Annotated in this window: 18 protein-coding genes; 9 read left to right on the forward strand and 9 right to left on the reverse strand. The window is 56.5% G+C overall.

All coding sequences use genetic code 11. The annotated features are described in order from the left end of the window. Positions 1 to 132 precede the first annotated feature (132 nt). The 7 genes from O77CONTIG1_RS01785 to O77CONTIG1_RS01820 all read left to right on the forward strand — a co-directional run bounded on the left by O77CONTIG1_RS01785 (position 133) and on the right by O77CONTIG1_RS01820 (position 5,606). Entirely contained in the window at positions 133 to 744 is a 612-nt protein-coding gene (locus tag O77CONTIG1_RS01785; RefSeq protein ID WP_068515855.1) for a DUF6391 domain-containing protein, read from the forward strand. Between the two features lie 65 nt (positions 745 to 809). Further along, positions 810 to 2,114 carry a cysteine desulfurase-like protein gene (locus tag O77CONTIG1_RS01790; protein WP_286132490.1) on the forward strand — a complete coding sequence of 435 codons (1,305 nt, stop codon included), beginning with the start codon at positions 810 to 812 and terminating at the stop codon, positions 2,112 to 2,114. 69 nt (positions 2,115 to 2,183) lie between these two features. Then, positions 2,184 to 2,477: a hypothetical protein gene (locus O77CONTIG1_RS01795; protein ID WP_068507579.1), complete on the forward strand. Its 294-nt coding sequence runs from the start codon at positions 2,184 to 2,186 to the stop codon at positions 2,475 to 2,477. Between the two features lie 440 nt (positions 2,478 to 2,917). Then, a complete protein-coding gene (locus O77CONTIG1_RS01805) occupies positions 2,918 to 4,069 on the forward strand; it encodes a DUF3747 domain-containing protein (RefSeq protein WP_068507583.1) in 1,152 nt (383 codons plus the stop codon). Between the two features lie 176 nt (positions 4,070 to 4,245). Continuing rightward, positions 4,246 to 4,431, forward strand: a complete 186-nt coding sequence (locus tag O77CONTIG1_RS01810) for a hypothetical protein (protein ID WP_068507584.1) — start codon at positions 4,246 to 4,248, stop codon at positions 4,429 to 4,431. Between the two features lie 76 nt (positions 4,432 to 4,507). Next, complete coding sequence (locus tag O77CONTIG1_RS01815; RefSeq protein ID WP_068507586.1) at positions 4,508 to 4,699, forward strand: hypothetical protein; 192 nt, start codon at positions 4,508 to 4,510, stop codon at positions 4,697 to 4,699. 109 nt (positions 4,700 to 4,808) lie between these two features. Continuing rightward, on the forward strand, positions 4,809 to 5,606 hold the full coding sequence (locus O77CONTIG1_RS01820; protein WP_068507587.1) for a hypothetical protein: 798 nt from the start codon (positions 4,809 to 4,811) through the stop codon (positions 5,604 to 5,606). A gap of 481 nt (positions 5,607 to 6,087) precedes the next feature. Here O77CONTIG1_RS01820 and O77CONTIG1_RS01825 read toward each other — a convergent pair whose 3' ends face one another. The 8 genes from O77CONTIG1_RS01825 to O77CONTIG1_RS01860 form a co-directional block, all read right to left on the reverse strand. After that, the gene (locus tag O77CONTIG1_RS01825; protein WP_172799624.1) at positions 6,088 to 7,269 is read right to left on the reverse strand and encodes a citrate synthase; all 1,182 of its coding nucleotides are present in this window, start codon (positions 7,267 to 7,269) and stop codon (positions 6,088 to 6,090) included. A gap of 177 nt (positions 7,270 to 7,446) precedes the next feature. Further along, complete coding sequence (locus tag O77CONTIG1_RS01830) at positions 7,447 to 8,241, reverse strand: DUF928 domain-containing protein (protein WP_068507591.1); 795 nt, start codon at positions 8,239 to 8,241, stop codon at positions 7,447 to 7,449. Positions 8,242 to 8,834: 593 nt separating this feature from the next. Next, positions 8,835 to 9,470, reverse strand: a complete 636-nt coding sequence (locus O77CONTIG1_RS25320) for a hypothetical protein (RefSeq protein ID WP_197673296.1) — start codon at positions 9,468 to 9,470, stop codon at positions 8,835 to 8,837. 203 nt (positions 9,471 to 9,673) lie between these two features. Continuing rightward, a complete protein-coding gene (locus O77CONTIG1_RS01840) occupies positions 9,674 to 10,882 on the reverse strand; it encodes a 4-hydroxy-3-methylbut-2-enyl diphosphate reductase (RefSeq protein ID WP_068507592.1) in 1,209 nt (402 codons plus the stop codon). 158 nt (positions 10,883 to 11,040) lie between these two features. After that, positions 11,041 to 11,496, reverse strand: a complete 456-nt coding sequence (locus O77CONTIG1_RS01845) for a hypothetical protein (protein WP_317134185.1) — start codon at positions 11,494 to 11,496, stop codon at positions 11,041 to 11,043. 102 nt (positions 11,497 to 11,598) lie between these two features. Continuing rightward, positions 11,599 to 12,855, reverse strand: coding sequence for an anhydro-N-acetylmuramic acid kinase (locus O77CONTIG1_RS01850; RefSeq protein ID WP_068507594.1), 1,257 nt, complete (start codon positions 12,853 to 12,855; stop codon positions 11,599 to 11,601). Between the two features lie 79 nt (positions 12,856 to 12,934). Then, on the reverse strand, positions 12,935 to 13,630 hold the full coding sequence (locus tag O77CONTIG1_RS01855; protein WP_068507596.1) for a potassium channel family protein: 696 nt from the start codon (positions 13,628 to 13,630) through the stop codon (positions 12,935 to 12,937). Between the two features lie 90 nt (positions 13,631 to 13,720). Beyond that, positions 13,721 to 15,064, reverse strand: a complete 1,344-nt coding sequence (locus tag O77CONTIG1_RS01860; protein WP_317134186.1) for a TrkH family potassium uptake protein — start codon at positions 15,062 to 15,064, stop codon at positions 13,721 to 13,723. Between the two features lie 134 nt (positions 15,065 to 15,198). Between O77CONTIG1_RS01860 and O77CONTIG1_RS01865 the strand changes: the two genes are divergently transcribed. Further along, on the forward strand, positions 15,199 to 16,044 hold the full coding sequence (locus O77CONTIG1_RS01865) for a methyltransferase domain-containing protein (protein ID WP_068507600.1): 846 nt from the start codon (positions 15,199 to 15,201) through the stop codon (positions 16,042 to 16,044). A gap of 93 nt (positions 16,045 to 16,137) precedes the next feature. On the opposite strand, the gene O77CONTIG1_RS01870 is transcribed toward O77CONTIG1_RS01865, so the two are convergent. Beyond that, positions 16,138 to 18,225, reverse strand: coding sequence for a S9 family peptidase (locus O77CONTIG1_RS01870; RefSeq protein WP_068507601.1), 2,088 nt, complete (start codon positions 18,223 to 18,225; stop codon positions 16,138 to 16,140). A gap of 266 nt (positions 18,226 to 18,491) precedes the next feature. Between O77CONTIG1_RS01870 and O77CONTIG1_RS01875 the strand changes: the two genes are divergently transcribed. Beyond that, complete coding sequence (locus tag O77CONTIG1_RS01875) at positions 18,492 to 19,484, forward strand: ATP-grasp domain-containing protein (RefSeq protein WP_068507603.1); 993 nt, start codon at positions 18,492 to 18,494, stop codon at positions 19,482 to 19,484. The last annotated feature ends 281 nt before the right edge of the window (positions 19,485 to 19,765 follow it).

Below are 19,765 nucleotides of genomic sequence, written 5' to 3' on the forward strand. Positions count from 1 at the left end.
GCTCCTGGGGTCTGGGTTCTGTTTGCCTGGTGTTGCTTGCATCGCTTGTTTCGTACTGTTTGCTTGCAATTTGGCGTGTGCAGAGAGTTTAGTTCAATGCACACGCCTGCTTTTTCTCTAAAGGAGATCGTCATGACTGCAACTGCATCAACCGCAAATCATGCGCCCTTCGGCTTTGCGCCTGTGCCAACGCAGGATGCTGATTTTTTGCGGCAGCTTTCCTTTGTGCCGGGGCTAAAGGAACTGCTGACGGTGCGCCAGGTTCATGCGCTGGAACATGCGACGGTGTGGGTGCTGAGTGAGATGGCGGGTGGGTTGGTAGATGGCGGTATGGGCGATCGCCTCGGTGGCATGTCTACCGAAACGGGCTTTTACATTTATGGAGCAGTTGACACTGAGCAACTGCGGCGGGCAGCCCAGACGGCGCTGCATCGGCTAGTGGAGGGCGAGTGGAATCTGGCCGTGCATCCCCGCTGCGGCACGAATCTATCGGTGGGAATTTTGCTCACGGCGGGATTGCTGATGGGCGCTCAACTGGTGCTGCCCAAAGATCCGCTGGGGCAGATTTTGGGGCTGGGGCTGGCGGCGACTGCTGCCGCAGGCATTGCGCCAGATGCAGGGCAAATTGCCCAGCGCTACCTGACGACGGCAATTCCGTTTAACCTGGTGATTCAATCAGTAGAAAACCAGGGCGATCGCTGGGGACAGCCAACCCATTTTGTGCGTGTGGTCTGGGTAGATTAGAGCGGCAGGTTAAATGGTTGTATTGGGGATAGAAGGGCGATCGCCGGGTATTCTGGACTAGGCTCATGCGGTCTTGTTCTGAACCCAACTATCGCCCAACTATCCTAGTATTCGCCATGCTCACGACTGCTCGTCCGCTCCAGCTTGACTACGTCCGCGCCCAGTTTCCAGCTTTGGCAGGAGAGTGGGTGTTTTTTGACAATGCGGGCGGTTCCCAAACTCTGAAGCGGGTTGCGGATCGCATCAGCGATTATCTGCTGACGACCAATGTGCAGCTTGGCGCATCCTACGACGTGTCGCAGCAATCGACTGCGCGGGTTGCTGAAGCAGCCCAAGCCGCCGCAATGTTGATCAATGCTGCTGACCCCAGCGAAGTGGTGATGGGCGGCTCTACCACGTTGCTGCTGCGGATCTTGTCGTTGTGCCTGGGGCAAACCTTTTGCCCTGGTGATGAGATCATCGTCACCAATTGCGACCATGAATCTAACATTGGCTGCTGGCTGGACTGGCGGAAGCAGGGCATCATCGTCAAGTTTTGGAACCTGAATCCAGAAACGCTCCAGCTTGATCTGGACACACTGGCACAGCTAATGACCCCACGCACTCGGCTGGTGGCGCTGACCCATGTTTCCAATATCCTGGGCACGATTAACCCAATTCGCCAAATCGCCGACTTGGTGCATGAGCGCGGCGCGATGATCTGTGTGGATGGCGTGGCCTATGCGCCCCATCGCCGGGTGGATGTGCAGGCACTGGACGTGGATTTTTACGTATTCAGCTTCTACAAAGTTTATGGGCCGCACTACGCGCTGATGTATGGCAAGCGGGAACACCTGCTGACCATGCCAGGAATCAATCACTACTTCATCGGTCAGGAAACGATTCCCTACAAGTTTCAGCCTGGAAATGTGAATTTTGAACTGAGCTATGGCGCGGCGGGCATTGTGGATTATCTAAGCGATCTGGCGGTGCAGCATGGCAGCGATCGCCCCGCCAGTGACCTCTCCGGCCGCCTCAGCGAGGCCTTCGACCGCATCGCCGAGCATGAGGAGCAACTGAGCAATCGCCTCCTCAGCTATCTCCACAGCCAGCCCCGCGTGAAACTCTGGGGCGACCCCACCGCAGACCGCGATCGCCGCGTGCCCACCATTGCCTTTACGGTCGGTCAACTCAACAGCGCTACCATTCCCCCACAGATCGATCAGCATCACATCGGCATCCGCTATGGGGATTTCTATGCTCGACGGCTGATCGAAGACCTGGATCTGGCTCAGCAAAACGGCGTGGTGCGCGTCAGCATGGTGCATTACAACACCCTGGAAGAGTGCGATCGCCTGATTGCCGCCCTTGATCCGATCATTGGCAGCTAGAGAAACGTAATGGGGCAATGGAGTGATACAGTGTTGAACCGAAAGCAACCCCAACCCTCCACCCCCTGCATGTCTCCCGGAACTCGCCTGGAACAATATACCCTCAAGCGCCCCAGCGAAGTGTTGCTGGTGACTGCCCGCACGGCCGACGGTGACGATCAGGTCGCCATTTTTCGCGGCTTTTCCAGTTCGCTGATGCGCCCTACGGCATATGATCCCGACGTTCCTGTGCTGCCACCAGATGCAGAGATTCTCAGCATCGATCGCCTCCAGGGGCCCTATGACCCGGCAAATCCGGTCTATCTTCAGCAAGGGCTAAGCTGGGGCGAAATGCAGGAATTGCTGATCAATCTGGGGCTGTAGTCTGGGATTAAAACCGGGGCTATAGTCTGGGGTTAAAACGGGGGCTAGAACGGGGGCAAAAACTTTCTCTCCCTGTGGCGAAACTTCTACAGCAGGAGCCGCGTCACTAGATTCACAAGCTTTCACCCAGGGATTGCAAACCGCCTGAACCGGGCGCAGTGTGGTCAACTCAGTGGCGATCGCCTTTTCTTTGCAAGGCAAGCTGCGGAAGTTGACCCCTGGTTTTTGCGTGCGATCGCGCTAGCACGCAGACCAAACAATCTCGCTGCTCGTTAAAAATTCGAGCAAATTTCTGCGGATCTGCGGACGCGCCCAGTGGAAAAGTTTGATAATTTTGCCGAATCTTCGGCCCATCTACCGAACTTAGGATTACGCTTTTAGTCACGCTCTTATAAATCAGGGAAAACGCCACACCTTGAACATCCACATTGAGAGAGAGTATGGAACGTCCACGCTGGTTGTCCCTCACCGCCCTAACCGCCCTGAGCCTGGGCGTGGGTGGGTTAAACGAACAGGCGATCGCCACCACCTTCAGCAATACCCAGGTTGATCAGAACCGCTTTGTAGTGCTGGGCAGCGCAGGTGGCAGCCGCCTCACCATTTTGGAACAGGTTAGCAACGCCCGTGCCTGCTGGCAAGAATCGAGCAATGGCACCGTTGATGCCCTGATGACCCGGTTTGACTTTACGGGCATTTGCGCCCGCGCCACCGACCGCAACGGCTACTCGGTGCGCGTTGGCGGACAAGACCTAGGGCTACAATACACCCTCCGCACCGTAACTCAGGGCAACCAAATCATCCTCTATGCCCAGCCCAGCAGCGGCAGCGGCACGCTGGAAATTGGTCGCTCTCGCAGCGCTGCCAGCGGCTTCAACCGAATTCATCTCAACCCCGGCTGGTATCTTAGCCGCCGCGTGTTCAATGGGCAGCCTCTAGGGCACCTGTACCTGACCAATGACCTGTCGCTGGCGGCGCTGACCAGTGCCTCGCGCCCAATCGCCACGAACCCTGCACCCGTTACGCCGCGTCCCACAACACCCGCACCCTCCCCTGCGCCAATCGTGGTCACGCCCGCACCTCAGCCGTCTCGACCCGTTGGCTCTGCCCCGGTTGAGATTCCTGTGCCGCCCCCGGCCTCCGGCGTTGTGGTGACTCGCCCCACCCCCGTACCTGCGCCCAGCACCGGGTCACCGACCATTGTGAACGGCATTCCTCTGCCGCCGCCGCCGCCGTCGGTCAGCGCACCCGAATCGGTGGCAGTGCTGCCTGTGCCGTCGCTGCCGCCTGTGCCGCTGGGACAAACCCCGCCCAGTCAGGTTGGTTCTGCCCGTCCCCCTGTGTTTACCGGATCGCCTCAGCCTGCGTCGCCGTTAGCCTCTTCGCTGGGCTTTAGCTTCCGGGTGGTGGTGAATGGCAGTTCTCCCGACGTGCAAACTCGTGTGCGCTCTATTGTGCCCGATGCATTCCGCACAGTGATTAATGGGCAGGTTGTGATGCAAGCGGGTCTATTCCGCGATCGCGCCACGGCTGATCAAATGCTGCAACGGCTCAGCAGCGCAAACTTGCAGGCGGCCGTGGTGCCAGTCAATTAGCGACAACGCTAACGGTGTTTGGAGTGGTGGAGTGATAGGGTGGGAGGAAAAAAGAAAAGAGAAAAGAGAAAAAGGAAGAGGTTTTGTTTTTCGCTCTTCGTTCTTCGTTCTTCCTTTTTCGTTCTTCGTTCTTCCTTTTCCGTCTCTCCCCAACACCCCAACACTCCTAACCCCTTATGTCTCAACTGACGCCCGAAGAACTCGCCGAATGGCAGCATGTGCTGGATGCGGCGAATTACAACAATATTTTTTGCCACTGCCGCCAGTGCGATCGCGAATGGGTTGCTTCCACAGAAGAACCTTGCACCTGCGGCAGTATTCGCGTGGAATATATTGCCTGCTGGCAATTTCCTGATGACTAGCGCCTGCTGGCAATTTCCTGATGACTAGCGCCTGCTGGCAATTTCCTGATGACTAGCGCCTGCTGGCAATTTCCTGATGACTAGCGCCTGCTGGCAATTTCCTGTAGCCAGCGTTTTGCAAACACCCGAACAGGCACTCTACAATCGCCAATCCAAAATCCAAAATCGCTACAAGTGCGATCGCCCGCAGGTCTTAACCGGGCGATCGCCCTCTCAAATTTCTCTCTTCACGCCCCTTTCTCTACAAGCCTTTTTGCAAACCCTTTAGTATTCATCCGAAGTCTCTCCAAGCCAATCATTCTCTGATCATGGGACGGTCAACTCTGCGTCTGCCAGCCTCCACACTTCCAGTTCACAGGTCTTCCTCGCCGTGGCAGATGTTCTGGCGGCCGATGCTGGTGGCCTCTGTCGCGCTCCATGCGCTTGTGCTGGGGCTACCCATTGCCTCTGAACCAGAGCCAGAACCAGAAGAGACTGCCGAAGAGGTTCAAGAAGAAAATATTCAACTGTCTACTCTGGCAGCACCGCCTCGCCCGACTCCATCGCCTTCGCCCAGGCCTGCACCATCACCGACTCCCAAAGCTCGTCCCACCCCCGTTGCATCTCGTTCCAATCCGGTTCCGGCGGTTCGTCCCGAACCCCAGCCCAGCCCAGCGGCCACCCCTACCCCTACACCCGAAGCGTCACCCACGCCCGAAGCGTCGCCCACGCCTGAGGCTAGCCCAGCATCCAACGAACCAGTAGCAGCTGCCACCCCCGATCCGGCCCCAGCGGCCACTGCTGCCGGTTTCGACCCCTCTGCGCTCCAAGCAGAACTACAGGCAAGTCTTCAGGGCATTCAGGGACGTGTTGGACTTCAGCCCTTTCCAGGAGTCTTCCGGAGTCCAGCCAGTTTCTACATTTCCGAAGACCCAGAAGAGTTGATGCCTGGTATCAAAACGATGCAGTGGTTTAATGACCTGCGGGCAGAGGAAGTGTTTAGCCGCCTACAAGACACCTACGGAGCGCGTGGGTTTACGTTTGAAGAGATCGGGGAATATGGCGGCGGGCGGGTCTATGAGCTAAAAACGCCGGATGGGGAAGTCGTAGACATCGTGAACATTGTGCCAGGGAAAGGCAACATCTCGACGGTTGTCATCACTTGGGAATTTGACCCCAACACGCCCCCAACGTAATCCACGCTCCAGGGATAAAGCAACCGGAATTGAGGGCGATCGCCCTTTAGAAGGTAGAGGACTCATTCAATGATCAGTCCCGGCGCATTTCAAAGGCTGGCAGGCGAAATATCCGCCAGCCAAGTGCGCCCGACCTCAGACACCCTCAACTTCAAGCTCTTAGTGTAGAGATTGTGAAGCTAGCAGAAAGCTATCAGAAATAGATAGAGTGGTGCTGTAGTCTATAGTAAGATATCGAAATAGAGTATCTATCAAAATAAGATATCTTGAGCTGTTGCTTTACTCGCATTACGCCGTATTAGAAAATAAAAAATCAGCAAATAAAAACCTCTAGACGTAAAGCCCAGAGGTTTGGAGTTCCTGAAAATCGTCACTTGATTAAATAATCTCAAGCCTCCATAAATTCCGCAAGGGGGTTTAACCCTCTTTTGTTCCCAAGTTCATCAAAAGCTAAAGGAACTTCATAAACGCTCTCCGGAATTTACTTAGCCACTAGCTCTGGAACTGGGGAATTACTGACGAAGCCATTGCGCTCATCGATAGGAATGTAGGGCATATTGTGGCTGCCAGTGTATACCTGGGTGGGACGGAAGATGCGGTTGGCTTCGAGCTGCTCCTTCCAGTGGGCCAGCCAGCCCGCCACACGGGCGATCGCAAATACGGGCGTAAACAGGTCTGTCGGAATCCCCAGCTTGCGATAGACCAGCCCGGAGTAGAAGTCTACGTTAGGATAAATCCCTTTGTGGCCGAGCTTTTCTTCAACTGCCTTCTCCATGGCGATCGCAATGTCGTAATAGTGATCTCGCCCAAACTTCTCAAACAGTTGCTCTGCCAGGTTTTGCAGAATGATGGCGCGGGGGTCTTTCACCTTATACACCCGATGCCCAAAGCCCATAATCTTGGACTTGCGCTCTAGGCAGGTCTCTAGGTACGGCTGCACGTTTTCCACGGAGCCGATTTCCTCCAGCATTAAAATCACTTCTTCGTTCGCGCCACCGTGTAGCGGCCCGGCAAGCGTCCCCACGGCCGACGCGACCACCGCGTAGGGATCGGTCAGCGTTGAAGCCGTCACCATGGCCGAAAAGGTCGATGCGTTGATGGTGTGTTCTGCATGGAGGGTCAGGCAGACATCAAAAATCTGCGCCGCCAGCGGGTCAGGTTCCTGCTCCGTCAGCATGTAGAGAAAGTTAGCAGCATAGTCCAAATCGTCGCGGGGCTGGATGGGGTCATTCCCCTTTCGCATCAGTTGAAACGCCGCGACCATCGTGGGAATTTTGGCCAAAAGCCGCACTACTGCTGCCCGGATGTAGGCCGGGTCTTCGAGCGCCCGCCGAGAATAGAACAGCCCCAGCGCAGCGGCACAGGCCTGGAGCGCGTCCATTGGGTGTCCGCTCTCTGGGAAGCATTTCATCATGTCTCGAATGCGATATTTTAGCCGTCGATGCGTTTGCACTTCGTGCTTAAAGTCTGCTAATTCTTCACGGGTGGGCAACACGCCCCAAATCAGCAGATAGGAGGTTTCTAGAAACGTGCTGTGCTTCGCCAGTTCCTCAATGTGAATTCCCCGATATTCCAGAATGCCATTTTGACCATCGACAAAGCTAATGCTGGATTGGGTGGCGGGCACCCCGTCCAAACCAGGTCTGTATTCGCAAGCCGTCATAATTTCACCGTGCGCCCGACTATGAATGTGTTGCTTGCTATTCTACGACCCGGTTTGGGGCAGTTTTGTTTGTTCTAAGCTATGTCTTAAGTCTTTGGCGATTTCTAAGGGCAGCGGCTGGATAGGCAAGGGTGATTGGTCGGTGTCTACAAACTCAAATCTGGTGCTGCGCTGGGGCTATTGCGGCGATCGCTGCGATAGGTTTGGCGGGGCGGCGGGCAGTTCAGACGCTATATTGCTTAATCCAACGGAGTTCAGCAGATTTTGCCACTGGGCCACGATTGCCCCGTCGATGGGCTGGCGATAGGGGTCGGTGAGGCTGGCGATCGCCTCGTACCAAATGCCAGAGCGGGCATAGAGCGCGGGCAAATCGGCAGGGCTGGCAGTGGCGATCGCCGCGGCCAGTTCCGCAGAGGGCTGCACCCGCTGAATCCAGCTATCCACCACCAGGTTGCCCGACGGGTCGTTGGGGTCGCAAACCAGGGCAAAGCTCCAGCGATAGTCGCGCCCAATTTCCAGGGGAGCCATATTGGCTTCGGCCGGCAGGCTGATGCGGAGAATGCCAGACTGGCCGCCTGTGCTAAAGCTGGTGCGATAGATTTCGGTGTCCTGGTCGTCGGTCAGGATGAGTTCGGCTGCGGCAGCTTTTTCGGCATAGGCCGCCGGAACGTAGACGAAAAAGGTGGGATATTCGCTGAGGGTGTAGCCCAGGTTTTGTGCCGGAACGATGGCTGTGAGGCGGTTCTGTCTACCGGGAGCCGTGCTTGTCCAGCAGCCACGAGTGCCGCCACCTTCACGTCGTCCGGGTAGGCCGCGGTTGGGGGGAACGTAGTCCTGCGCCAGCGCTGTGATAGGGACACTGCTGAGGGTAATGCCGAGGGCGATCGCCGCTAGGAGCGCCTGGGTAGGGAGTTTGCGACCCGACTGCTGTGCAGAAGAGAGAGATGAGCGTTTGGAGGAAAGGTGAATCATGGCGAGGATGAGGTGACGATAGAAATCCAAAGCGAGAGATAGAATGCTGGGGATGGCTGGGCGCTGCTTAGGAACCTAGTAGACACTTGGCAGATATTTGGCAGATATCTGGCGGATATTTGGCGGATATCTGGCAGACACTTGGCAAATAACTTCGACGATGCCTATCGTTCTCCAGTCATTCGTTCCCAAGTCTCCCAAGTTATTGGTTCCTCAGTCATTTGTTCCTAGGTCTGTGTGTTCCCAAGTCCATTGATACACACTCAACCGCTGACCTCCAAGTGTCCTTTCAGTAGATTCAAGTGGGCGAGGTGCTAATTCGAATTGCAGGCTGGCTTTATCCAATTTTCATCTTGTTCCCCATGAAATGAACAGAGAGAATTCTAGGGGATTCCAGCTATTCGCTCTGGGGTCTGGAGGATCTAACCACGTTAAGTCCCAACCCCTACGGAGTAATCTAGGGATTTGGTCTAGGGATTTGGTAATCTAGTAAACCTTTGGGCAAAATGCGCCGCTGGGTAAAAAAGAGTCAGGGAAGGCCTGCAAAATGGGCCCTATTCGTCTTTACTAGCCCTTTAGGTTTGTTGGACTTTTTAGTTGGTCTTTGGTTGAGCAGCCTGATTGCCATTGCTCAAAAGATTCTGAAGAGATTCTGAAGATTCTGATTGCGCTGCCATTCTGTTCCCTGCAAGTCTCGCTGGCCGCTGGCTTTGTTCTGAAAGGTTGGATGGGGTCAGGAAACGGTTGGGCATGAGAGGATGAACCCAGTCCACCAGGCGATGCAGCAATCCAGAAAGGCTCTGGGGATGGGCGATCGCCCACACATTCAGCCCCAGGCACAGGCAGGCCAGCCCCGTCAGCACGAAAGTTGGAATCATCACCACGCCCACCACAAACCAGGTGAGGACATGCAGCAGCATGATCGTGGCGTAGAGGCTGGCAAAGCTGGTGATCAGGCAGATGGTGGAGCACGGGCGACCCAGCCCCACAAAGATCAGGGTTTGCAGCGTCGCCAGCAGATTTGCCGGAACCAGCACCGCGCAGATGGCGAGGCAGTGGGTACGGGAAAAGTCGCCGATTGCTCCAAAGGTAGTGAGGTGGGAAGGGGCGATCGCCGAGTGCATTGCAGCGGAATGAACCATGCCCAGAGGCATTGCGCCCAGGTCAGATGCGGGGTCAAGCAGCGAAGCACCCGATAGCACGGCTGAGAATAGGTCGATGGCAGACATTTCTAAAAACCAGGAAATCCCAAATACAAGAGGGGCGTTTGCAACGGGTTTCCGCAGAAGAATCGCCGCTAGCCGCACCTAACCTTTGAGGCCAGGTTACCCGATCTAACAAGGCGATGAGTTAATACTCACAAATTTGTAAATATCTGAGACATTTAAGTGACAATTAAGCTAAGTCATCAAGCCAGCCATCAAGCCAGCCATCAAGCCAGCGCCAGGGCCTCTTTTAGCTCAAAGATCTTTTCAATCACTTCTGCCACGATGCGATCGGGGGTGGAGGCTCCGGAGGTGATGCCGACGGTAATGGGGCCGTCGGGCAGCCAGTTTTCGGTCACGGTCAGGTCGTGGTGCAGCGGCTTGTGTTCGACGCGGTTGCCAGGGCCGATGCGATCGCCACTGTCGATGTGGTAAGACGGAATGCGGCGATCGATGGCGATTTCTTGCAGGTGCGTGGTGTTGGACGAGTTGTAGCCACCGACGACGACCATCAAGTCCAGGGGAGCGTCCACTAGGTCATACATAGCATCCTGCCGCTCCTGAGTAGCATCGCAGATGGTGTTGAAGGCGAGGAAATGCTGGTTGAGTTGGTCGGGGCCGTATTTCTGCATCATGGTGCGTTCAAACAGCTTGCCGATTTGCTCCGTTTCGCCCTTCAGCATGGTGGTTTGGTTGGCGATGCCGACGCAGTTCAGGTCGCGGTCTGGGTCGAAGCCATCGGAATGGGCGTTCTTGAACTTGGTGAGAAATTCCTGGCGATCGCCCCCTCGCAAAATATAGTCCGCCACGTACTGCGCCTGCTCCAGATTCAGCACAATCAGGTACGTCCCGGCAAAGGAACTGGTGGCGATCGTCTCCTCGTGGTTGTATTTGCCGTGGATGATGGAGGTGTAGTCATTTTTCTTGTGCTTTTCCACCGAGTTCCACACCTTCGACACCCAGGGACAGGTCGTGTCTACGATCGTGCAGCCCTTGTCGTTGAGCAATTGCATTTCCTGGACGCTCGCGCCAAAGGCCGGCAAAATTACCACGTCGCCCGACTCAATGCCGGAGAAATCCTTCTGTCCTTCCTGCACTGGGATAAATTGCACCTGCATGTCTCGCAAGCGCTGGTTTACAGACGGGTTGTGGATGATTTCGTTGGTAATCCAGATGCGTTCAGTGGGGAAGTGCTGGCGGGTTTCGTAGGCCATGGCCACCGCCCGCTCTACGCCCCAGCAAAAGCCAAACGCTTGCGCCAGTCGAATCGTCACATCGCCCCGTGTCAGCGTGTAGCCATTCTCCCGAATTTGCTGGATCAGGTCGCTCTGATATTCCGACTGCATCTGTCCGGAGACTTCTGCCTCGTGCCCAAAGCCCTTGCGGTGATAGTTTTCAGAGTTATTGAGCGATCGCTTGAATGCTTTGGTATCCATACCCGCTGGCGTGCTGCTTGCTGGTGTACTTGCTGCTGGGAAAGCTGCTGTGAAAAATGTGAAAAATTGAACGTGCGCCGAGGCGCGTACTTTTACCCTAACAGACAAGCAGCGTATTCTAGCGACGTTCTCGCCGATTCCCTTGCTGATTCCCTTACCTATTCCACCTGGCGCTCCACCGTTGCCTCCATCAGGCTAGAGAGGTAGTGACCCGACATGATGCTGCTGGAAAGGCAGTAAGTATTTTCGCCCAGGCGACGCAGCGTTTCAAAGCCTGTACGACGCTGGCGATCGCCCAGCACCCAGTAGCGCTGCACAATGGATTCTGGCGCGATCCAGCCCTCGCCCTCGACGCGGCCCAGCTCGCTGTGTTGCAGGACAAAGGTGTACTGGCGATCGCTGCCATTGAAGCGACCCCGATACTTAAACGTTACCTTGTCACGCTCGACGCTGGGAAACTCTAGCTGCGTCACCATGTCGTACCAGTTATCACGCCCCCACACGACGAGGATCTTGCCCTTGACCGGAAGCGGCATGGCATCCCGATCGAGCCAGCTTCCCTGCAACAGCCAGCGACCTGCTTCCATCAAAAACGTGTGGGACACGGCACCCATTCCTCTGTCGCGCGATCGCGCCTTGCGGTGTTGCACATGCTTCTCTGGCAGCCGTATGAACTCGCACAGGGCATCTGCATGGCGATCGATCGTAACACGCGATTATCGGCGTGCCAGGTGAATTTCGCCGAGAAGGGCGGGATCGGCAGCACCCGTCACGTCCGGGAAATTACCTGGAAAATTCTGCCAGCGCCAATGGGCTAAAACGGCGAAGGCGATCGCCTCCTTAAAGTCAGCATTGAGTCCCACTTCATCAGTGGTCAAGACGGGGATGGGATCGAGCAGGGCAGCAAGGCGCGATCGCAGGTAGCCATTGCGACTGCCACCGCCACAAAGCAGCACCTGGTCGGGCAGGTGTGGCAAAAAGGCGCGGTAGCTGTGAACGATAGAGGCAGCCGTCAGTTCCGTTAGTGTTGCCAGCGTGTCTGCATCGCTCAGCCCACGCTCAGCCGCATCCGCCAGACAGCGCCGCCCATACTCCGCCCCAAACAGTTCCCGCCCGGTTGATTTAGGTGGCGGCAGGTGAAAGTAGGGATCTTGCAGCCATTGATTGACCAATTCCAGACAGGGCTGCCCCGAGGCGGCCCAAGCTCCGTCTTGATCGTAGGTTTGCGCCCCGCCCGAAAGCTGATGCACTGCCCAGTCCAGCAGGGCATTCCCCGGTCCTGTGTCCCAGCCCAGCAGCGCCGGAACTGGCTCCGCAGTCTGGACAGGCTTGGATGCTGAACCGCACACCTCTGGCAGCACGGGCGCATGGCGCAACACCCGATCTCGCAGGGGCAAAAACGCCACATTGCCAATGCCGCCGAGATTCTGCACGCAGCGGATCAACGTGGGATGAGCCAGCAGCGCGGCATCGACGGGGGGAACCAGCGGCGCACCCTGGCCACCCAGGGCGATATCTGCTGCCCGGAAGTTACTGATCGTGTGGATGCCTGTGAGGTGGGCGATGAGGGAGCCGCGACCCAACTGGAGGCTATAGCCAAGGCCAGAGGCAGAAGGCATGAGGGAAGGCTGGGAAGACTCGATTGCGTCGGCAAGCCTGGCCCCCGGCGGCCGGTGGAATACGGTTTGTCCGTGGGAGCCGATCAGGTCGGCGGGTGGGTGGCCAGCTTGCACCTGGCGGGCAGCTTGGGCAAAGTAGTGGGCGATTGCATCATCCAGACTTGCCAACTCGTCCATCGACAGCGGTGCGCCCGCGCAGACTTCTAAAATGCGCGATCGCAGGTCTGGCGGGTAGGGAAGCGTGATGCCATTCAGCAGCGTGATGCGAAGGTTCCAGCCCGTTCCCTCTGTTTCCACGAGTGCGGCATCGATGCCATCGACCGAGGTTCCGCTGATCAGACCAATGATTCGCATTTGCGGCTCCCCTTGGGATGAGGTGGATAAAGATGGAAGTGGATAAAAGCGATAAAGAGGTTGACGTTTCCAGTCGAAATTACACAGGCAGGTGGTCAATGCCCCGGTTTGCGCCAATCACGACCATGAGTTCACCCTTGCGGAGGCGCATTGAGGGAATGGGGTTCACCTCAAATTTGCCATTTTGCGACAGCGCCAGCACACTGACCCCATAGCGCGATCGCAGATCTAGCTCTACAATGCTTTTGCCGTCAAACTCCTCCGGCACCACCAGTTCCACAATGCTGTTGTCGGGGTCGATCTCGAATCGATCCAGCACCCCCGGACGAGTGAGCGATCGCGCCAAGGTGCAGCCCATCTCATGCTCCGGGAACACGACGTGATCGGCTCCCACCCGCCGCAGCAGCTTGCCATGTACCTCCGTGGAGGCCTTGGCCACGACGTAGCGCACGCCGCCCTCCTTAACATTTAGCGTGGTGATGATGCTCTCCTGAATATAGTTACCAATAGCGATGATCACCGTATCAAAGTCGTATACCCCTGCTTCTTTAAGTGCTGAAGGTTCAGTAGAGTCCAGGGTCAGCGCGTGGGCCAGGATTTCGTCCGAAAGCGCCTGATCGACGAGCCGCTCCTCCGAGTCAATGCCCAACACCTCGTATCCCAGGTTGTGCAGCGTCATGCAGACCGCTCGCCCAAATCGCCCCAGACCAATCACAGCGTATTGGCGACTGCTCCCTCGCAGGTTGCGGAAAAAACTAAGCGAAGAAAGGTTCACAACGAATCTCCAAAAGGGTGATTTGAATCAAATTTGGATCAAAGCAGATGAGTCAGTGAAACCGCCGCCGTCTGCCTAAACGGTGAGCGGCTAGCCCACTAGCAAATTTTCCTGGGGATAGTTGATGGCGCTGGGCTTGGGGTCGCCCAGAATCGCCAGCATTAGCATGAGTACGCCTACCCGCCCCACATACATTGTCACAACTAGCACTAACTTAGAAAATGTGGATACAGCCGCAGTGATGCCCGTAGAAAGCCCCACGGTGGCGAAGGCAGACACCGACTCAAACAGCACGCGAGTAAAGTCCATGTCTGGATCGGCGAGGGTAATCAGCACCGTCGTCAGGATGACCGTCATCACGGAGCCAAACACAACGCCAATGGCTTTAATCAGCAGCGTATTGGGAATCTGGCGGCGATAGCAGAGGACTTCTTCCTTGCCCCGCAGCACTGCCCGTGTACATTCAAACAGCACTCGCAGCGTGGTCGTTTTCATGCCGCCGCCCGTGCTGCCGGGGCTAGCCCCCACAAACATGAGAGCGATGGTGATAAAAAGACCCGTGGTGGTCATTTTGCCGTAATCAATGGTGTTGAAGCCAGCGGTGCGCGGCGTGACCGACATAAACCAAGAAGCCAGCAGTTTGGTGGAGGTATCGAGCCGACCAATGGTGTCGGGGTTGCGAAACTCTGCGCCCAGAAACCCGACAAACCCTAGCAGCAGCAGGACTAGCGTTGTGCTGGTGGCAACTTTGAAGTTGAGCGAAAAGCAGGTGCGGTTGGGCTTGCCCCGGAGGCGATCGCGCCCCCAAAAGAAAGCCTCCATGAGTACTTGATAGCCGATACCCGCCAAAATGATGATTGTGGTGATAATCAAATTCATCGGCACAGAGCTGGTGTAACCCATGAGGCTGTCGGAAAACAGGCTGAACCCGGCATTGTTAAATGCGCTAATGCTGTGAAAAACTGCCAGCCAAAGACTTTGACCCACACCATAATCTGGATTTTGAGAGAAGAGAGAAAAAAGGGCGATCGCCCCCGAAATCTCAATCAGTGCCGTCAACGCGATGATTGACTTGACCAGTTGCACCGCGCCAGACAGTTCCTCGATATCCAGCGTTTGCTGGAGTGCTGCCTTATCGCGCAACCCAAAGCGTCGCCCCAGCACCAGCAGCAAAATCGTCGTCGCAGTCATATAGCCCAGCCCGCCAATCTGGATCAGCAGCAGCAGCACAAACTGCCCAAACCCAGAGAAGTAGGTGCCTGTGTCTACTACGGCCAGCCCAGTCACACAGACCGCCGAGGTGGCGGTAAACAGGGCAGTCACCCAATCACCCCATTGCCCACTTTGTAGAGAGATAGGCAAGAGCAGGAGCAGCGTGCCAACGAGAATGAGTGCCAGAAACCCCAGACAAATCGTGCGTGGAACGGTCATCATGATGAGTTGCAGTACAGGGGATACGGTGATCCCAGGAGAAATAGGGAGGTTAAAAAGGCTAGGTGGCTCGCAAAACTGTTGGCAGAATGGGCAATCCTTTTATACAGTAATACCGCCCGCGATCGCGTCAAGCTATGCCAAAAACTCTACAGCAGCAAATCCAGACTTTTTATGATGCCTCGTCGGGGCTATGGGAACAGGTGTGGGGCGAGCATATGCACCACGGGTATTATGGGCCGACGGGCACCGAGCGCAAGGAGCGACGGCAGGCGCAAATCGACCTGATTGAAGAACTGCTGCGCTGGGGCGGTGTGTCTCAAGCAACGGCGATTCTCGACGTGGGCTGTGGCATTGGCGGTAGCTCGCTCTATCTGGCAGAAAAATTTGGGGCAGCGGCAACGGGCATCACCCTCAGCCCCGTGCAGGCGCGACGAGCCACTGAACGAGCAGCAGCGGCCGGGCTGGGCGATCGCACTCAGTTTCAGGTGGCCGATGCCCTGAAGATGCCCTTTGCCGACGGCAGGTTTGACCTGGTGTGGTCGATGGAAAGCGGCGAACACATGCCCGACAAGACCCAGTTTTTGAAAGAGTGCCATCGCGTGCTGAAACCAGGTGGCACGTTTCTCATGGCGACTTGGTGCCACCGGCCGATTGACGAATCGCCGCTGACCCGCGAGGAACAGGCCCACTTGGAGAAGATTTATCGCGTCTATCGGCTGCCCTATGTCATTTCGCTGGCAGAATACGAGGCGATCGCCCACTCCCTCGGCTATTGCAACCTCCGCACTGCCGACTGGTCGCCCGCCGTCGTGCCCTTCTGGGACGAGGTGGTGCGCTCTGCCATTTCTCCTGCTGCTGTGGTGGGTCTGCTGCGGGCGGGCTGGGGCACGATGCAGGCGGCGCTGTCGATGGGGCTGATGCAGTCGGGCTATCGGCGCGGGCTGGTGCGATTTGGCGTGTTGGCAGGCGTGAAGGAATAGCCAGACGAAGAAAAGCGCCTGCATTCCGCCCATCCACAGCCATCCAAAATCCCCAATCCAAAATCCAAACTGGATCGGGACACTTGGATTGCGTCAACACGCCTCCTCCGCCAGCCCCCACTGCCAGAGCAAAAAGGCATACTCAAACGCAGCTTCTTTGATGCGCTCGTAACGGCCGGATGCGCCGCTGTGGCCTGCGCCCATGTTGGTCTTTAGCAGCAGCACATTGGAGTCGGTCTTGAGGGCGCGGAGCTTGGCTGTCCACTTGGCGGGTTCCCAATAGGAGACACGGGGGTCGTTGAGGCCGGCAGTAACCAGCATTGCGGGATAGTCCTGAGCGGTCACATTGTCGTAGGGCGAGTAGGACTTCATGTAGTGATAAAAGGCGGGGTCGTTGGGGTTGCCCCATTCTTCCCATTCCATCACCGATAGGGGTAGCGACGGGTCGAGGATCGTCGTCACCACGTCCACAAAGGGCACATCGGCGATCGCCACTCGGAACAGATCCGGCCGCAGGTTCACCACCGCACCCACCAGCAGCCCGCCCGCGCTGCCGCCCGTGATGGCGAGGTGCTGGGGCGAAGTCCAGCCGCGATCGACGAGATATTCGGCGCAGGCGATAAAGTCGGTAAAGGTATTTTTCTTGTTCAAAAACTTGCCGTCTTCGTACCACTTTCGCCCCAGTTCTGAGCCGCCCCGGATATGGGCGATCGCCATCACCACGCCCCGGTCGAGCAGGGAAAGCCGCGTGGAAGAAAACGAGTCGGGATAGCTATAGCCATAGGACCCATAGCCCGTCAGCAGCAGCGGGCGTGGCTCGGTGGGTTGGAGGTCTTTGTGATAGACCAGCGACAGGGGAATCGGCGTGCCGTCGGGGGCGATCGCCTCTAGCCGCTGGCTGACGTACTGCGTTTTGTCGAAGCCGCCCAGCACGGGGGTTTCTTTTTTCAACTCGCGATCGCGCGTATCCAGGTCATAGTCAAACACCGACCAGGGTGTGACCAGCGAGGTGTAGTTAAACCGCAACGTATTGGTGTCGTATTCCGGATTTGCGCCCTCGCCAATTTCGTAGGTCGGCTCCGGAAAGGTAATGTAATGCTCGTCGCCGCTGGGCATCTGGCGCACGCGCACCGTCTCCAGCCCGCCCTGCCGCTCGTAGATCACCAGATGTCGCGCAAAGGCGCTGACCCCGGTGATCATGACCGTCTCGCGGTGGGGAATCACAGTTTCCCAGTTCTCTCGACTGGGACGGCTGACAGGAGTCCGCAGGAGCTGGAAGTTGATCGCGTCTTGATTAGTGGTGATGTAGAAGTGTTCGCCGTGGTGTTCCACGTAGTATTCCACACCGGGCGATCGCGCTTGAATTAGCTTGAACTCGCCCGTTGGATCGTTGGCATCCAAAAAGTGAACTTCAGAAGTCACTTTGCTATTCAAACTGAGCAGCAAATAGGCTTCACTCGCCGTCTTGCCAATGCCCAAATGGTAGGCATCATCCGGTTCATGAAACACCAGCACATCCTGGTCTATGGGTGTGCCGAGCGTATGGCGAAATAGCTTGTGCGGGCGATGTGCTGCGTCTACCTGGGTGTAGAACACGGTGCGGCTGTCGTTGCCCCAGACAAACGAATAGTAGGCGGTATCGGGAATCGACTCGGCATACAGTTCGCGGGTTGCCAAATCCAGAAAATATAGCGTGAACAATTCCGCGCCGTTTGTGTCGATGGAATAGGCCAGCAGCCGATGGTCGGGGCTAACCTGCAACACGCCCAGGTCGAAATATTCGTGCCCCGCTGCCAGCAAATTCTCATCCAGCAGCACCTCTTCCGGCGCATCCAGGCTGCCCTTTTTGCGACAAAAAATAGAGTATGCTTTCCCTTCCTCGGTGCGGCTGTAGTAGTAGTAATCGCCCTTGCGATAGGGCACGGATAAGTCCGTTTCCTGAATTCGCCCCAGAATCTCGTTATACAGCTTGGTCTGCAAGTCGGCGGTGGGCTGCATGACCGCTTCGGTGTAGGCGTTCTCTGCCTCCAGGTATGCCATGACGGCCGGATCATCCCGATCGCGCATCCAGTAATAGTCATCAATCCGCTCGTCGCCGTGTGCCGTCAGCACGTAGGGGCGTTTTTCAGCAATGGGGGGCTGGAGGGTCGTAAGGGCTTCACGGGAAGAAAATCGGCTCATAGCGGTATAACGGTTGTCCCTGACTCAGAATGGGGCAGTGAAATCCATTTAGAATTCTCTTTGCTCAGTTTAGACTTTTCTAAGGGGTTACCCAAGGTTTTTGGAATAGATGAAGGCGATTTCTTGAAGGATTTAGCGTTTCGACCGATCTGCTTTATCGAGGCTTCTAAAATGCCAGCGATAGAGTCAGAAAGCTCAGAAATCTGTAGCTTGATCCTTGATTTTTTGCGATCAGTGATTTTTAGTCATAGAGTTTGCCTGTTTGAATGATTGTGCTGTTTGAAAGTCCAAGACTTGGGGTGACTGCGGAGTTGGGGCGATCGCTCGAAGCGTCGGGGGCGATCGCCGAAATTTTGGGCTTTTCCGTGTGGGCGATCGCAACGGACGGATCTTCTGCGACCGAAGCGCTGACCGCCATTCCAGCCCAGCCTCAGCCGACCCCTGCTTTCTGGCTTGCGCCGCCGACCGCCGCATTCCGCTATGGTGAACTGTTTGCCGCTGCTCAGGCCAAGAACCTGCACCTGCCCAATACGCCGGCCCAACACCACCTTGCTCAGGAATTTCACCGCGCCTATCCACTCCTCAAGGATTTGACCCCGGCCAGCATTGTGATAGAACAGCCAGGGGCAGTTGAAGGGGCGATCGCCCAACTCGGCTTGCCGCTGGTGTTTCAGCGCAGCGGGTCGGCGGCGGTGCTGCAAGACTGGCAACGGGCGTTGACGTTAGCCTTGCGGAGCAGCATCGCCAAAACGCCAGAGCAAGCGCGACGCATCGCAGCGGATTTATTAAACCAGGAACTAAACCAGGAATTAAACCAGGAACTCAGCCAGGAGCCACATCAGCCTATCCTGGCCCGCCGATGGGTTGACCTGCGCCATCACCACACCACGCCCGCCGGATTTCCCCTGGGGCGCGAGTTTCGCGTGGTGCTATGCAATCGGGAAATCCTCACCTATGGCTATGCCTGGCCCAGCGACGACCCCGGACGCTGGCTCTCGGTCGAAGAAGAAGAGGCGCTGTTTGCCGTGGCTTTTGCCGTTGCCAAACGGCTAGACGTGCCGCTGCTGGGGGTCGATATTGCTCAGACCCAGAGCGGCGAGTGGATCGCGCTAAAGACCGTTGATCCGCAGTTTGTCGGGTCGCCCCAACTTCCGCTCGTCCACTTCTGGCAGCAGTTAGGGAGTATGAATGAAAGGATTGGGCGATGGTCTAATCCGGTAAGCTCCGCAGACGCATCGGCGGATTTGAATCCTCCCTAAAAAGTCTGCTATGGTCTGGAGAAAAGTCTGCATTTTGCTTCAGGTTCCTGTTTAGAAAACGCAATGTACAGCTTCAGTTTGCCCTCCTCCCCGACCCCTTCTCCCTGCCTGGAAGGAGGGGAGCAAGCTTGGCTTAAAGTCCCTCTCCCACGGTGGAAGAAGGATTTAGGGTGAGGGAGATCAGCAAACCTGCACATCTCGTTTTAGGAATCAAGAAATTAGAAATCAAGAAATTGCTTTAGACATTTCCTTAAAACCTTAAAACGGCGAGAAAGCGGCGA

It is taken from the genome of Leptolyngbya sp. O-77 (assembly GCF_001548395.1).
GTDB lineage: Bacteria > Cyanobacteriota > Cyanobacteriia > Elainellales > Elainellaceae > Thermoleptolyngbya.